The sequence below is a fragment of the Sulfuritortus calidifontis genome (genome assembly GCF_003967275.1).
Lineage (GTDB): Bacteria > Pseudomonadota > Gammaproteobacteria > Burkholderiales > Thiobacillaceae > Sulfuritortus > Sulfuritortus calidifontis.
Map to the genome: position 1 here is coordinate 1,551,170 of NZ_AP018721.1, position 14,331 is coordinate 1,565,500.

General features: G+C 65.5%; 14 protein-coding genes. 7 read left to right on the forward strand and 7 right to left on the reverse strand.

The annotated features are described in order from the left end of the window. Position 1 precedes the first annotated feature (1 nt). Together EL388_RS08110 and EL388_RS08115 are read right to left on the reverse strand one after the other, a co-directional pair. Positions 2–886: a hypothetical protein gene (locus EL388_RS08110; RefSeq protein WP_126462153.1), complete on the reverse strand. Its 885-nt coding sequence runs from the start codon at positions 884–886 to the stop codon at positions 2–4. 12 nt (positions 887–898) lie between these two features. Then, on the reverse strand, positions 899–1,705 hold the full coding sequence (locus EL388_RS08115) for a response regulator (RefSeq protein ID WP_126462156.1): 807 nt from the start codon (positions 1,703–1,705) through the stop codon (positions 899–901). 110 nt (positions 1,706–1,815) lie between these two features. On the opposite strand from EL388_RS08115, the gene EL388_RS08120 reads away from it, so the two are divergent. From EL388_RS08120 to EL388_RS08135, 4 genes are all read left to right on the forward strand, one after another. Then, positions 1,816–2,355 carry an NUDIX hydrolase gene (locus EL388_RS08120; protein WP_126462159.1) on the forward strand — a complete coding sequence of 180 codons (540 nt, stop codon included), beginning with the start codon at positions 1,816–1,818 and terminating at the stop codon, positions 2,353–2,355. Positions 2,356–2,461: 106 nt separating this feature from the next. Beyond that, entirely contained in the window at positions 2,462–3,193 is a 732-nt protein-coding gene (locus EL388_RS08125; protein ID WP_126462162.1) for an MBL fold metallo-hydrolase, read from the forward strand. Positions 3,194–3,195: 2 nt separating this feature from the next. Then, positions 3,196–4,491 (forward strand): MFS transporter, encoded by a 1,296-nt coding sequence (locus EL388_RS08130; RefSeq protein ID WP_126462165.1) that lies wholly within the window; start codon positions 3,196–3,198, stop codon positions 4,489–4,491. Position 4,492: 1 nt separating this feature from the next. Continuing rightward, entirely contained in the window at positions 4,493–5,134 is a 642-nt protein-coding gene (locus EL388_RS08135) for a class I SAM-dependent methyltransferase (protein ID WP_172599390.1), read from the forward strand. A 104-nt stretch (positions 5,135–5,238) separates the two neighbouring features. On the opposite strand, the gene htpG is transcribed toward EL388_RS08135, so the two are convergent. From htpG to EL388_RS08150, 3 genes are all read right to left on the reverse strand, one after another. Continuing rightward, a complete protein-coding gene (gene htpG, locus EL388_RS08140) occupies positions 5,239–7,101 on the reverse strand; it encodes a molecular chaperone HtpG (protein ID WP_126462171.1) in 1,863 nt (620 codons plus the stop codon). Positions 7,102–7,268: 167 nt separating this feature from the next. Beyond that, a complete protein-coding gene (gene dapB, locus EL388_RS08145) occupies positions 7,269–8,072 on the reverse strand; it encodes a 4-hydroxy-tetrahydrodipicolinate reductase (protein ID WP_126462174.1) in 804 nt (267 codons plus the stop codon). Then, positions 8,069–8,509 (reverse strand): outer membrane protein assembly factor BamE, encoded by a 441-nt coding sequence (locus EL388_RS08150; protein WP_232019065.1) that lies wholly within the window; start codon positions 8,507–8,509, stop codon positions 8,069–8,071. The genes dapB and EL388_RS08150 overlap by 4 nt, the downstream gene beginning before the upstream one ends. Positions 8,510–8,550: 41 nt before the next feature. Here EL388_RS08150 and fur point away from each other — a divergent pair, with 41 nt between their 5' ends. Continuing rightward, the gene (gene fur, locus EL388_RS08155; RefSeq protein WP_126462177.1) at positions 8,551–8,985 is read left to right on the forward strand and encodes a ferric iron uptake transcriptional regulator; all 435 of its coding nucleotides are present in this window, start codon (positions 8,551–8,553) and stop codon (positions 8,983–8,985) included. Here fur and recN read toward each other — a convergent pair. Next, the gene (gene recN / locus EL388_RS08160) at positions 8,982–10,628 is read right to left on the reverse strand and encodes a DNA repair protein RecN (protein WP_126462180.1); all 1,647 of its coding nucleotides are present in this window, start codon (positions 10,626–10,628) and stop codon (positions 8,982–8,984) included. The two genes, fur and recN, sit on opposite strands and share 4 nt — an antisense overlap. A gap of 581 nt (positions 10,629–11,209) precedes the next feature. Beyond that, on the reverse strand, positions 11,210–12,082 hold the full coding sequence (locus EL388_RS08165; protein WP_126462183.1) for an NAD(+) kinase: 873 nt from the start codon (positions 12,080–12,082) through the stop codon (positions 11,210–11,212). Positions 12,083–12,146: 64 nt separating this feature from the next. Here EL388_RS08165 and hrcA point away from each other — a divergent pair, with 64 nt between their 5' ends. Further along, positions 12,147–13,166, forward strand: a complete 1,020-nt coding sequence (hrcA, locus tag EL388_RS08170; RefSeq protein WP_126462187.1) for a heat-inducible transcriptional repressor HrcA — start codon at positions 12,147–12,149, stop codon at positions 13,164–13,166. 8 nt (positions 13,167–13,174) lie between these two features. Next, entirely contained in the window at positions 13,175–14,266 is a 1,092-nt protein-coding gene (gene hemH, locus EL388_RS08175; protein ID WP_126462190.1) for a ferrochelatase, read from the forward strand. Positions 14,267–14,331 lie beyond the last annotated feature (65 nt).

The following is a 14,331-nucleotide window of genomic DNA, read 5'->3' on the forward strand; positions in this document are numbered from 1 at the left end:
TTCAGTTCGCAAAAAAATCCGGTTCCCCGTCCGCCGCGGCGGCCTCCAGCCTGGCGGCGACCAAGGTGGCCTTGAGCCGGTCGGCGTCGAGCACCTTGGGCAGCAGGCGGTGCACCTTGAGCAGCCAGCGCGGCCGGGCCATCGCCGCGACCTCCAGGCGCTCGCGCGCGGCATCGGACAGCCTCGGCAGCAACAGCAGCAGCGGGGCGAGCCACAGATGATAATCGTTAATAACCGAGCGTTCCAGTCGGCTATTCAGGGCTTCCGCCACGAGCAGTTCGGGGAAGGCCTCGGCCGGCAGCCGGCGGCCCTGCCAGCCCGGTTCCAGGCGCAAGCCTTCGAGACCCTCGCCCGTTCCGGCGGCGTCACGCAGAAACCACTGGGCCATTGGGTGCGGCCGCGCCCGGTGATTGACCATGCGGGCAAGGGTGTCGCGATGCGCAGCGCCGGCCTTGGCATCGCCAGCCTCGTGGGCGGCCAAGGCCTCGGAACGGAAGCCGGTGTAGGACAACACGAAGGGATGCCACTCCGGCTCGATCGAGCCCGGCGCATGCAGGCTGGCGCGCTCGGCGCCGAGCAGGGCCAGGGGCAGGCCGGTCTCCTTGTCGAGCAGCCAGAGCTCTGCGTGGTCGGCCAGGGGAAACGGCAGGCCCGGCCGGGCTTCCAGCGCGGCGAGGATGTCGCCCTGACCCTTCGCCTGGCCGAGCTTGAGCCCCTCGCCTTCGATCCAGACCCCGGTCGGCCGCACCCAGCCGTAGCCGTCGTCGGCGCGCAGATGCCAGGTGAGACCGTCGTAGCTGTGGGCGATGGCCTCGCCGGCGTCGATCACCTGGATGACGCCGCGATAGGGGTTGAGCCGGCGCAGGGCGTAATAGCGGGGATACACGTGCGTGCCGGCTCAGTGCCCCTTGAGCAGATTGGCCAGCAGCTGCTTCACCGTGCCCGGCTCGAACGGCTTGTCGCAGATGCCAACGATGCCGAACTCCTCGATGCCGGCCAGGCGCTCGTTGTTGGCCTCGCTGGTGACCATGAGCACGGGCACCGAGTTCTGCCAGCTCTGGCTGCGGATGTATTCGACCAGGGCGCGACCGTCCATCTCCGGCATGTTGTAGTCGGTGATCACGAAGTCGACCATGTTGTCGTTGAGCAGCCGCACCGCCTCGGTGCCGTCGGCCGCCTCCAGGAAGTTGTCGATGCCCATGGTCTCCAGCACCCGGCGGATATGCTTGCGGGCCATGGCGCTGTCGTCGACCAGCAGCACGCGCACGCTCTCCAGGTCGACATCCAACTGCTCCAGCCGGGCATCCCGGCTCAAGAGATCGAGCGTGGCATTCAGGGCGGCGCCGAGCTGCTGCTCGCTGAAGGGCTTGGGCAGGATGCCGCAGACGCCATACTGGCGCACCGGCTCCAGCACCTGAGGCCGGGTCTCGCTGGAGACCAGGATGAAAGGCAGGCCGGCATGATCGGCGTCGTTGCGGATATCGTAGAGCAGCTCGATGCCGGACTTGTCCGGCAGGTAGAGGGCGCTGATCACCAGCGAGGGCATCTCGCGGCGGATCGCCTGCATCGCCGCCTGGGCCGAGTCGACGGTGTGGACATGGGCGATGCCCTGCTTGATCAGTTGGCCGTTGATGAGCTTGGCCTGCATGGCCGAAGGCTCGACCAGCAACACCCCCAGTTCCTGCAACGAGCTGGCTTCCAGCATTCAAGAATCTCCTGCGCATCCGTATTGTTCGAAGGACGCAATACTAACCCGCGCTTTACGCCCCCGGCCCAGTTTGTTAACTTCCATCGACCCTCAGCCCTGCCCTCGTCATGAATTTTTGCAGCCATTGCGGCGCCCCCGTCAGCTTCGAAATCCCGCCGGGCGACAACCGCCCGCGCTATCTCTGCCGCCACTGCGACACCATCCATTACCAAAACCCGAAGATGGTGGTCGGCTGCCTGCCGATCTGGGAAGACCAGGTGCTGCTCTGCCGCCGCGCGATCGAACCCAAGTACGGCCTGTGGACCCTGCCGGCCGGCTTCATGGAAAACGGCGAGGCGGTGGACGAGGGCGCGGCGCGGGAGACCCTGGAAGAGGCCGGCGCCCGGGTCGAGGTGCTCGACCTCTACACCCTGATCAGCCTGCCCGACATCAACCAGGTCTATCTGCTCTATCGGGCCCGGCTGCTCGATCTCGATTTCGCCCCCGGCGAGGAATCGCTCGAGGTCGGCCTGTTCAGCGAGGCCGACATCCCCTGGGGCGAGATCGCCTTCCGCACCGTGGAAGAGACCCTCAGGCACTACTTCCACGACCGCCGCCTGGGTCACTTCCCCCTCCACCGCGGCAACCTCTACCGCTCCCCGCGCTAGACCTTTCCCCCTGCTGGTAGGTCCGAACCAGGCCCTTGGGCTTGCTTTAGCCCCTTGTTTTTCCTTATATTACAAAGCTCATTTGAATAATTGAGGAGAAAGGCCGATGTTCTTCCGTCAACTCGCCACCCAAGAAGCCACCCTGTCCTACCTGTTCGGCTGCGGCAGTTGCCATGTCGCCATCGCGGTCGACCCGGTCCTGGGCGACGAGCAGTGGTTCATCGACGAGGCCGCCAAGCAGGATGTGAAGATCACCCACGTCATCGACACCCACGTCCACGCCGACCACTACTCGGGCGGGCGCAAGCTGGCGGAGCTGACCGGCGCCGCCTATTGCCTGCACGAGAGCAACCAGGGCCGGGTCAAGTTTCCCTTCGAGGCCTTGAAGGACGGCCAGCGCATCGAGGTCGGCAATGTCCATGTCGACGTGCTGCACACCCCCGGCCATACACCGGATTCGATCTGCCTCTTGGTCACCGACAAGCGCCGCGCGGAGGCCCCCTGGTTCGTGGTCACCGGCGATACCCTGTTCGTCGGCGCCGCCGGCCGGCCCGACCTGGCCGGCAAGGAAGTGGAGATGGCCGGCCAGCTCTACGACAGCATCCAGGGCAAGCTCATGACCCTGCCGGGCGAAGTCGAGATCTATGCCGGCCACGTCGCCGGCAGCGTCTGCGGCGCCGGCATCTCGGGCAAGCCGGCCTCGACCATCGGATTTGAACGGCGCTGGAACCCGATGCTGGCCATGAGCCGCGCCGACTTCGTCGCCGCCCTGACCGCCGAGATTCCGCCACGCCCGGCCGAGATGGACCGCATGATCGCCGCCAACCTGGCGGGCTGACGATGACGGCGATGACTCACGACTATCGCTACGGCATCCAGGCCAACCTGGCGCAGTTCTCGCATCAGCTGTTTCAGGTCTTCCTGGTCGGCCTGACCCTGGGCACCCTGCGCACCGTGGTGCCGGCCCTGGCCGAGACTGAGTTCGGCGTGCCCAAGGGCTCGTTCATGCTGCTGATGACCTTCGTCGTCGCCTTCGGCTTCGTCAAGGGCACGCTCAACTTCGTCGCCGGCCGGCTGTCCGAGCGCCTGGGCCGCAAGACCGTGCTGCTGCTGGGCTGGGCCTCGGCGCTGCCCATCCCCTTGATGATCCTCTACGCACCCACCTGGGAGTGGATCGTCGCCGCCACGGTGCTGCTCGGCATCAACCAGGGCTTCACCTGGTCGATGACCCAGACCGCCAAGCTCGACCTCACCCGGCCCGACCAGCGCGGCCTGACCATCGGCCTGAACGAGTTCGCCGGCTATGTCGGCGTCGCCGTCGCCGGCATCGCCACCGGCTACATGGCGGCGGCCTTCGGCCCGCGCCAGGGCCTGATGATTTTCGGCAGCATCGTCATCGTCGTCGCCTTGGTTCTGACCGCGATCTGGGTCAGGGAGACCCTGGGCCATGCCAAGGCCGAAGGCGCGCGCCACGCCGCGGGCAAGACCAGCGGCCCGACGCCGCGCTACCCGCAGAACATCGCCGACACGCCGACCACCTGGGAGGTGTTCACCCTGATGTCCTGGCGCGACAAGCGGCTGTTCGCGATCAGCCAGGCCGGGCTGGTGGAGAAGTTCGTCGATGCCCTGATCTGGGTGTTCTACCCGGTCTTCCTCTACCAGCAAGGCCTGAATCTCGCCGCCATCGGCTGGGTGGTCGGCGTCTACGGCTTCGTCTGGGGCGGCTCGCAGTTCTTCACCGGCAAGCTGTCCGACCACATCGGCCGGCAAAAGCCCATCGTCTGGGGCATGTGGCTGTGCGGCCTGGGCGTGGCGCTGACCCTGCTCGGCGACAACGTGACCTGGTGGGTGCTGAGCGCGGCCGTCACCGGCTTCGGCATGGCCCTGCTCTACCCCAACCTCTCGGCCGCGGTGGCCGACATCGCCCATCCCAACTGGCGCGGCTCGGCCATCGGCATCTATCGCTTCTGGCGCGACCTGGGCTACGGCATCGGCGCCCTGCTGCTCGGCGTGGTGGCCGCCGCCTGGGGCATCGCCGCCGGCTTCTGGTTCACTGCCGGCGCCATGCTGGTCTCGGGTGCGATCGTCTGGTTCTATGGTGAAGAGACGCACCCACGGCTGAACCCGGCTGATTGATATGGACGCCGCCAGCTACGAGGCTTGGTATGCCACGCCGCGCGGCCGCTGGGTGGCCGAGACCGAGTTCGCCCTGCTCCTGAGGCTACTCGACCTGCCGCCCGGGGCGAGCCTGCTCGACATCGGCTGCGGCACCGGCCAGTTCACCCGCCGCTTCGCCCAGGCCGGCTACGGCGTGACCGGCATCGACCCCGATCCCGAACGCATCGCCTATGCCCAGGCGCACGCCTATGGCATGGAAGCCTATCTCACCGGCGACGGCAAACGCCTGGCGTTTGCCGACAAGCAGTTCGACGCCGCAGTGGCGGTGACCTCGCTCTGCTTCGTCGAGGACCAACTGGCGTTCGTGAAGGAGATGGCGCGAGTGGCGCGCCAGCGCATCGTGCTCGGCCTGCTCAACCGGCACAGCCTGCTGTATTGGCAAAAGGGCCGGCACGGCGGCCAGGGTGGTTATCGCGGCGCGCATTGGCATAGCCTGGGCGAGGCGCGGGCCTTGCTGGGTAAATTGAACGTAAGTGAGGTTCGCCATGGCAGCGCGGTGTTTCTGCCGGATGGCGGCGGCTTGGCCCGGACCGTCGAGCGGGTGCTACCCGCCCGACTGCCGTTCGGCGGTTTTCTGGCGATCACCGCCCGGCCGAGTTAGACAAGGAGTTACGCCGTTCCCTCACCCCTACCCCTCTCCCGGTGGGAGAGGGGAACAGCCCCCTTCCCCCTCCGGGGGAAGGGCTGGGGATGAGGGAAAGCGTGTCAGCCAGCCGGGAACAGCAGCCCGTTCAGCCGCTTGACGAAGCCGGCCGGGTCGGCAATCTGGCCGCCATCGAGCAGCAGGGCCTGGTCGAACAGCACCCGGGCCAGGTCGTCGAAGCGGGTGCCGGTTTCGGTCTCCAGCTTCTGCACCAGCGGGTGATTGGGGTTGATCTCCAGGATCGGCTTGGTCTCCGGTGTCTTCTGGCCCATGGCCTTCAGCATGCGCGCCAGGTTGGCGTTCATGTCGTGCTCGTCGGCCACCAGGCAGGCGGCGGAATCGACCAGGCGGCGGCTGACCCGCACGTCCTTGACGCTGCCCGCGAGCGCCTCTTTCAGCTTCTCGGCCAGCGCCTTGGCCTCTTCCGCCTTGGCCGGCTCTTCCGGCTTGTCTTCCTCGGCGGCCTTGATCGCAGACAGATCGACCTCGCCGCGCGCCACCGACTGCAAGGGCTTGCCGTCGAACTCGAACAGGTTGGCCACCACCCATTCGTCCACCCGGTCGGTAAGCAGCAACACCTCGACGCCCTTCTTGCGGAAGATCTCCAGGTGCGGGCTGGCCTTGGCCGCGGCCAGGGACTCGGCGGTGAGGTAGTAGATCTTGTCCTGGCCGGCCGCCATCCGGCCGACGTAGTCGGCCAGCGACACGGTCGGCTCGTCGCTTTGGGTGGTGGCAAAGCGCAAGAGCTTGGCGATGCGCTCCTTGTTGGCCGGGTCTTCGCCGACGCCCTCTTTCAGCACCAGGCCGAAATGCTCCCAGACCTTGGCGTACTTCTCCTTGTCGTTCTCGGCCAGGTCGGCCAAAAGGTCGAGCGCCTTCTTCACGCAGCCGGCGCGGATCGCCTCCATGTCCCGGCTCTGCTGCAGGATCTCGCGCGAGACGTTGAGCGGCAGATCGGCCGCGTCGATCACGCCGCGCATGAAGCGCAGATAGCTCGGCATCAGGCGGCGGGCGTCTTCCATGATGAACACCCGCTTCACGTAGAGCTTGACCCCGGTCTTGGCCTCGCGGTCCCACAGGTCGAACGGCGCGTGGGCCGGCACGTAGAGCAGCACCGTGTAATCCTGGCGCCCCTCGACCCGGGCATGGGTCCAGGCCAGCGGGTCTTCGAAGTCGTGGGCGACGTGCTTGTAGAAGGTCTTGTAGTCATCGTCGCTCAGCTCGCTCTTGGGCCGCGCCCACAGGGCGGAGGCGCGGTTGACCATCTCTTCCTCGCCTTTTTCATTGACGAAGACGATGGGGATGGCCACGTGGTCGGAATACTGGCGGATGGTGTTCTTCAGGCGCCATTCTTCGAGAAACTCGTCCTCGCCCTCTTTCAGGTGCAGCACGATCTCGGTGCCGCGCCGGGCCTGCTCGACCGTCTCCAGGGTGTAATCTCCCTCCCCGCTCGATTCCCAGCGCACACCGTGTTCCTGGGTGAGGCCGGCGCGGCGGGTGGTCAGAGTGACCTTGTCGGCAACGATGAAGCTGGAATAGAAACCAACGCCGAACTGGCCGATCAACTGGCTGTCCTTCTGCTGATCGCCGGTGAGTCGGCTGAAGAACTCCTTGGTGCCTGACTTGGCGATGGTGCCGATGTGCTCGATCACCTCCTGCCGGCTCATGCCGATGCCGTTGTCGCGCAGGGTCAGGGTGCGGGCGGCCTTGTCGACCGACAGCCAGATGCGCAGGTCAGTGTCGTTCTCGTAGAGGGCGGCGTCGTTCAGGGCCTCGAAACGCAGCTTGTCGGCGGCGTCGGAGGCGTTGGAGATCAGCTCGCGCAGGAAGATCTCCTTGTGGCTGTACAGGGAGTGGATCATCAGGTGCAGCAGCTGCTTCACCTCGGCCTGGAAACCCAGGGTTTCTTTGACGTTCTCGGTCATGATGTGCTCCAAACAACTCTAAACGATTGGGTCGTGCGCTAGGTGGGGCCGGCCGAAAAAAAATCAAGCCGGGATCGTCCGGCTTGATTGTCTGTATCTGGCGTCCCCTCACCCCTGCCCTCTCCCGCTTGCGGGAGAGGGGGACGGGGTTCGCTGCGCGGATGCTTTCACCGCAGGCCGAGCACGTCCTGCATGTCGAACAGGCCGCTCTTGCGCCCGGCCAGGAAGCGGGCGGCACGCAGGGCGCCCAGGGCGAAGGTCATGCGGCTGCTGGCCTTGTGACTGATCTCCACCCGCTCGCCGATGCCGGCGAACATCACGGTGTGGTCGCCGACGATGTCGCCGCCGCGGACGGTGGCAAAACCGATGGTATTGGGGTTGCGCTCGCCGGTGACGCCCTCCCGGCCGTAGACGGCGCAGGTCTTGAGGTCGCGGCCCAAGGCCTCGGCCAACACCTCGCCCATGCGCAGGGCGGTCCCGGATGGGGCGTCGACCTTGTGCCGGTGATGCGCCTCGACGATCTCGATGTCGAAGCCCTCGTTCAGGATGCGGGCGGCGATATCGAGCAGCTTGAAGGTGAGATTGACCCCGACGCTCATGTTGGGCGCGAACACCACCGGCACCGATTCGGCGGCGCGGCGGATCGCCTGCTTGCCGGCATCGTCGAAGCCGGTGGTGCCGATGACCAGGCCGGCGCCGGCCTTCACGCAGGCATCGAGATGCCGCAAGGTGGCCTCGGGCCGGGTGAAATCGATCAGGACGTGGGACTGCTTCAGCGCAGCCGCGACATCCTCGCTGACGGTGACGCCGAAATGGCCGCCGATCAGCTCGCCGGCATCCTTACCCAGATAGGGGCTGCCTGCACGTTCCAGGGCGGCACCCAGACGCAGGTCGGGGGCGGCGGCGACGGCCTCGAGCAGGGCGCGGCCCATGCGGCCGCTGCTACCGGCGATGACGATACTCTGGCTCATTTCTTCTCCGCTTCGGGGATCGGGGCCACGGCCGGCTGGGGCTGCGCCTCTGCCGGTTTAGTCGCCGCCGGCAAGGCGGTGACGTCGCCCTCGATGCCCTTCAGGACATCGTTCTCGAACACCACCGTGATCCGCCGCGCCTCCACCAGCTTGCCGCCTTTTTCCAGGCGATAGACATAGTCCCAGCGATTGTTGCGGAAAGGATCGACCACCAGCGGCGAGCCCAGGGCGAAACGCACCTGGGACGGGGTCATGCCGGGCTTGAGCTTGGCGATCATGTCCTGAGTGATGACATTGCCCTGCTGGATGTCCATTTTGTAGGGCTGGAGGGCCTCGATCGGCTTTTTCAGGTCGATCTTCTCGGTCCAGCTGCAGCCGGTGAGCAGCAGGGCAAGCAAAATGGCGTAGCGCATGGGCGAATAGGTATTAGGGTTCAAGCGCGCTATGATAGCGTGCAACGCATCGAGTCGTCACACGCATGAGCACTGAGCAACTGAAAACCATGGGGCTGAAGGCCACCCTGCCGCGGCTCAAGATCCTCAACCTGTTCGAGACCGCGGACAAGCGTCATCTCACGGCTGACGACGTCTACCACCTGCTCAAGGAGGACGGCGTCGACGTCGGCCTGGCCACCGTCTATCGCGTGCTGACCCAGTTCGAGCAGGCCGGCCTGCTGATCCGCCACCATTTCGACAACGAGAAGGCCGTCTACGAGCTCAACCAGGGCAGCCATCACGACCACCTGGTCTGCGTCCAGTGCGGCAAAGTGGAAGAGTTCTACGACCCGGAGATCGAGCAACGGCAGCAGAAGATCGCGGCCGACCACGGCTTCGCCCTGCACGAGCACGCCCTCTATCTCTACGTCGACTGCGTCAAGCCCGACTGCCCCAACCGGCCGAAGGCCAAGGGCTAACCGCCCAGCATCTCCTCGGCGTGGCGCCGGGTCGTCTCGGTGATGGTCACGCCGCCCAGCATCCTGGCCACCTCATCCACCCGCTCCGCCGGCTTCAGCTGCCGCACCTGGGACACCACGGCACCGGCCTTCTTGGCCTTGCTCACCGAATAATGGCTGCCGGCACAGGCCGCGACCTGGGGCAGATGGGTGACGCACAGCACCTGCCGCTCGGCCCCCAGCGCCGCCAGCATGCGGCCGAGGATCTCGGCGACGCCGCCGCCGATGCCGGCATCGACCTCGTCGAAGATCAGGGTCGGAGTGCCGCTGACCCCGGACAGTACGGTCTGCAGCGACAGCCCGATACGCGACAGCTCACCGCCGGAGGCGGTCTTGGCCAGGGCATTGAGCCCTTGGCCGCTGTGCGGGCTGACCTGGAACTCGATCTCTTCCTGGCCGTGGGTGCCAGGCGCGCAGTCCTGTAGCACCACGGCGAAACGGCCGCCCTTCATGGCCAACCCCTGCATGGCCTGGGTCACCGCCCGGGCGAGTTTCTCTGCACCGGCCTGACGCAAGCGGCTCAGGGCCGCGGCCGCCTTGCGCCAGCTCGCCTCGGCGGCCCGCTCCGCCTCGGCCAGGGCGGCCGGGTCGGTCAATTGCTCCAACTCCGCCAGTTGGGCCTGCGAGCGCGCCAGCAATTCCGGCAATTCCGCCGGCTTCACCCGGAATTTGTGGGCGACCGAGGTCACCGCGGCGATCCGCGCCTCGGCCTGGGCCAGGGCGGCCGGGTCGAGTTCCAGGCGGTCGCAATAGCGGGTCAGTTCATGGACGGCCTCGGTCAGATCGATCAGACCAGAATCCAGCAGCTTGAGCGGTTCGGCCAGTTTCGGGTCGATCTCGGCCAGGCCCGCCAGCTTGTGTTGCGCCGTCTTGAGCAGGGCCAGGATGCCGGCCTCGTCCCCGGCCAGGGCGGCATTCACCTGCTGGGTGCCGCTCAGCAGTTCCGCCGCGTGGGCCAGGCGCTGATGGGATTCCTGCAGGCCCAGCCATTCCTCCGCACTGAAGCGCAGGGCGGAGAGTTCCTCGACCACCCAGAGCAGGCGATCGCGCTCTGCCTGGCGTTCCTGGGCCTGTTGCTCGGCCTGATGCCGCCGCTCAGCCGCCTCCATCCAGGCCTTGTAGGCCTGGGCCACCTCCCGCGCGTTCTTTTCCGCGCCGGCGTAGCGGTCGAGAATCTGCCGCTGCAGGGCAGGCTTGAGCAGCGAGTAGTGGGCGTGCTGGCCGTGGATATCGACCAGCCACTCGCCTGCCTCCTTCAGCTGCTGCAGAGTTACCGGCCGGCCGTTGATGAAGGCCCGGGAGCGGCCGCCGGCATCCAGGGTGCGCCGCAGCAGGCAGGTGTCGGGATCGCCTTCCAGTTCCCGCTCGACCAGCCAGGCCTGCAACTCAGGCCCGCAGTCGAACTCGGCCACGACCTCGGCCCGGTCTGCGCCTTCACGCACCATGCCGGCATCGGCCCGGCCGCCCAAGGCCAGGCCGAGGGCATCGAGCAGGATGGATTTGCCGGCGCCGGTCTCGCCGGTCAGCACGGAAAAACCGAGACCGAATTCGAGTTCGAGCCGGTCGACCAAGACGAAATCCGAGATGGTGAGGGAACGCAGCATGCCGTTATGGGCTTTATTCTGGCGAATACGAAGATTGCGAGAATAAAGCGCCTGCCGGCGAATTTCCAGATACGGCCGAGCTGGAACAGGCTTGGCAATCAGTCGTGGTCTACGACCGACTCCAGGCGACAACAGCGGGTTGGATGTTTGCGGCCAGCCGTGCGGAGGCGGGATGCGGCGGGAAATCGATGCGTGATTTCCCGCCTGCTGGGAAAAGAAGAAGGCCGGCGAAAAAGCCGCCGGCCGAAACTATTTGCACAGCCGTCGAGCTTTCGTGCAAATAGGGTGGGAGTCCATTCGCTTCCGTTGACGATGCACATGTGCCTGGGTCCTGAATCCGTCGCTTGCCCTATCTCGAACGTGGCTTACGGCAATCTTGGTCGGCTTTGACTTGAACTTGTTTCCAACCAAGCAACCCTGCGGCACATTGCTCGTTCAAACCGCATGACTGCACTGTATGCCAAGCTGGACAGGCAATTAATCGGGAGGATTGCGAGAGTGGGATCGGGAAGACTGCTTAGGGGTTGCCGCTTTTTTAAGCAAAACCACGTAGAACTACGTAGTTTTCGGTGCCCAGCGACTTAGAGCTTTTCGCCCCAGTGCAGTTTTTCACGCAGGGTATCGTAGTAATTATGGTCGGCCGGGTGCAGCAGGCGGATGGTGTTCTTGGCCCGGCGCACGACCAGGCGATCGCCGACCAGCATGCCCTGATGGCGCTGGCCATCGAAATGGGCACGGGCATCGTCGGCATGGATCAGGTTGATCTCGATCTCGGAGCGGCTGTTCACGGCAATCGGCCGGGCCGACAGGGTGTGGGCACAGACCGGGGTGAGGACGAAGGCCTCCAGCGTGGGGTGCATAATCGGCCCGCCGGCCGACAAGGCATAGGCGGTGGAACCGGTCGGGGTGGCCAGCACCAGGCCGTCGGCACGCTGGCTGTAGACGAACTTGTCGTCGATATAGACTTCGAATTCAATCAGGCGGCCGGTATTGCCCTTGCTGACCACGGCATCGTTGAAGGCATAGGCGGTGTCGAACAATTCGCCGCGGCGCTCGATGTGGCATTCCAGCATAATGCGGTCCTCGGCGACATACTGGCCGGCCAGCATTTCATCCAGGGTCGGCAGCATGGTGTCGAGCGAGACGTCCGCCAGGAAGCCCAGACGGCCCAGGTTGACGCCGATCATCGGCACCGGATGGTTGGCTAGCACGCGGGCGACGTTGAGCATCGTGCCGTCGCCGCCGAGGACGATGGCCAGATCCATGCGGCTGGCCAGATCCACCAGGGGGGCGGTCTTGATGCTGCGGATCTGGCAATTGTCGGCCGTGTGCAACGTGGTCCAAACCTGATGGCCGCGCTCGGCAAGGAATTCGGCCAGTCGCTGGACATCGTTGCCGACGCTGGCGCTGTTGTACTTGCCGATGAGTGCGATGCTCTTGAAATTGTTTTCCATGGCGTGAAATTATAGCTATTGGCCGCTCTGGCCGAGCACCTATTGCTGCATACTGCCCGATGACATGTTGAACGACCGTGCACGCTTTCTGCTCAAGACCCTGGTTGAGCGCTACATTGAAGATGGCCAGCCCGTCGGCTCGCGCACGCTTTCGAAGCAGGCCGGCCTCAGCCTGTCGCCGGCGACCATCCGCAATGTCATGGCCGACCTCGAGGAAGGCGGCTTCATCGCCAGCCCGCACACCTCGGCCGGCCGCGTTCCCACCCCGCGCGGCTACCGGCTGTTCGTCGACAGCCTGCTCACGGTGCGGCCCCTGGCCCAGCCGGAGCTGATCCAGATCGAATCGACCCTGCTGCCGGACGACCCGCAGCGACTGGTCTCGGCCGCCTCGCAACTGCTGGCCGAGCTGACCCATTTCGCCGGAGTGGTGGCCACCCCTAAGCGGCGCAGCCAGCGCTTTCGCCAGATCGAGTTTCTCACGCTGTCGGACAAGCGCATCCTGCTCATCGTGGTCAGCGCCGAGGGCGAGGTGCAGAACCGCATCATCCTGGCCGACCGGCCCTACAGCCAGAGCCAGCTGACCCAGGCAGCCAACTTCTTCAACCACCATTACAGCGGCATGAGCTTCGAAGAGGTACGGCCGCGGCTGATGGGCGAGCTGACCGCCATCCAGTCCGACATCAGCCGGCTGATGCAGGCGGCAATCGAGACCAGCAGCCAGGCCTTCGACCCGGCCAACAAGCAATATGTCATCGCCGGCGAGGCCAACCTGCTGAAGACGCCTGACCTGTCGTCGGACATGGACCGGCTGCGCGAGCTGTTCCACCTGTTCGAAAGCAAGACCGACCTGTTGCAACTGCTCAACGTCAGCCAGGGCGCCGAAGGTGTGCAACTCTTCATCGGCGCCGAATCCGGCATGGCGCCGCTCGATGAATGCAGCGTGATCACCGCCCCCTACGAGGTCAACGGCGAGGTGGTCGGCACGCTGGGCGTGATCGGTCCGACCCGGATGGCCTACGAGCGCATTATCCCCATCGTCGACATCACCGCCCGTTTGCTGTCCAACGCCCTCTCCCACCACTGAGATCAGATATGTCTTATTTCCTGGCCGAGCCCGCCTTCCGCCACGACCAGCCGGCCGGCATCGGCGTGCTGTTGATCAACCTCGGCACGCCCGAGGCGCCAACTGCCCAGGCCTTGAAACCGTATCTGCGCGAATTCCTGTCGGACCGGCGGGTGGTCGAGATTCCGCGCCCGATCTGGTGGCTGATCCTCAACGGCATCATCCTACAGACCCGGCCGCGCAAATCGGCCGAGAAATACGCCAGCATCTGGACCCCGGAAGGCTCGCCGCTGAGGGTGATCACCGAACGCCAGACCCAACTACTACGCGAGGCGCTCACTACCGTCAGCCCGACGCCGATCCAGGTCGAATACGCCATGCGCTACGACCAGCCTTCGGTCACCTCGGTCATCGGCAAGCTGCGGGCGGCGGGCTGCACCCGTCTGCTGATACTGCCGCTGTATCCGCAATATGCCGCCAGCAGCACCGGCTCGGCCCTCGACGCGGTATACGGCACCCTCAGCCGCAGCCGCAACCAGCCTGAACTGCGTGTCGTCCGCAGCTTCCACGACCACCCTGGCTACATCGCCGCACTAGCCGGCCAGATCGAACAGTACTGGGCAAGCCATGGCCGGCCCGAACAACTGGTCATGAGCTTTCACGGCGTGCCACGACGCAGCCTGGAACTGGGCGACCCCTATCACTGCGAATGCCAGAAGACCGGCCGACTGCTGGCCGAGCGGCTTGGCCTGACGCCAGAGCACTACCGCATCAGCTTCCAGTCGCGCTTCGGACGCGCCGAATGGCTCAAGCCCTATACCTCGGAAACACTGGCAGAACTGGGCCGACGCAAGACTCGTCGGGTTGACGTGGTCTGCCCCGGCTTCGTTGCCGACTGCCTGGAAACCCTGGAAGAGATCGCCATGGAAAACAAGGCTGTCTTCCTCAACGCCGGTGGCGGCGAGTACCACTACATCCCCGCACTCAACGACCAGCCGGAATTCATCGAGACCCTGCGCGACATCGTGCTCAATCACCTCGCCGGTTGGATTGCTAGCACCGATGCCGCCGTGCTGGTTCAACGTCTGCAGCGCGCCAGGGAGATGGGTGCGAATACCTGAACCTTGGTCCATAACTGCACTTGTGCAAAGGGTATTGGATAGTAGTAATATCCTATGAACGATTA

Excerpts from the sequence above, each read along its gene's own strand:
- recN (WP_126462180.1), bottom strand. The coding sequence starts at position 10,628 with ATGCTGCGTTCCCTCACCATCTCGGATTTCGTCTTGGTCGACCGGCTC.
- dapB (WP_126462174.1), bottom strand. The coding sequence starts at position 8,072 with ATGAGCCAGAGTATCGTCATCGCCGGTAGCAGCGGCCGCATGGGCCGC.
- EL388_RS08130 (WP_126462165.1), top strand. The coding sequence starts at position 3,196 with ATGACGGCGATGACTCACGACTATCGCTACGGCATCCAGGCCAACCTG.
- fur (WP_126462177.1), top strand. The coding sequence starts at position 8,551 with ATGAGCACTGAGCAACTGAAAACCATGGGGCTGAAGGCCACCCTGCCG.
- EL388_RS08115 (WP_126462156.1), bottom strand. The coding sequence starts at position 1,705 with ATGCTGGAAGCCAGCTCGTTGCAGGAACTGGGGGTGTTGCTGGTCGAG.
- EL388_RS08165 (WP_126462183.1), bottom strand. The coding sequence starts at position 12,082 with ATGGAAAACAATTTCAAGAGCATCGCACTCATCGGCAAGTACAACAGC.
- EL388_RS08125 (WP_126462162.1), top strand. The coding sequence starts at position 2,462 with ATGTTCTTCCGTCAACTCGCCACCCAAGAAGCCACCCTGTCCTACCTG.
- EL388_RS08120 (WP_126462159.1), top strand. The coding sequence starts at position 1,816 with ATGAATTTTTGCAGCCATTGCGGCGCCCCCGTCAGCTTCGAAATCCCG.
- hrcA (WP_126462187.1), top strand. The coding sequence starts at position 12,147 with ATGTTGAACGACCGTGCACGCTTTCTGCTCAAGACCCTGGTTGAGCGC.
- htpG (WP_126462171.1), bottom strand. The coding sequence starts at position 7,101 with ATGACCGAGAACGTCAAAGAAACCCTGGGTTTCCAGGCCGAGGTGAAG.
- EL388_RS08135 (WP_172599390.1), top strand. The coding sequence starts at position 4,493 with ATGGACGCCGCCAGCTACGAGGCTTGGTATGCCACGCCGCGCGGCCGC.
- hemH (WP_126462190.1), top strand. The coding sequence starts at position 13,175 with ATGTCTTATTTCCTGGCCGAGCCCGCCTTCCGCCACGACCAGCCGGCC.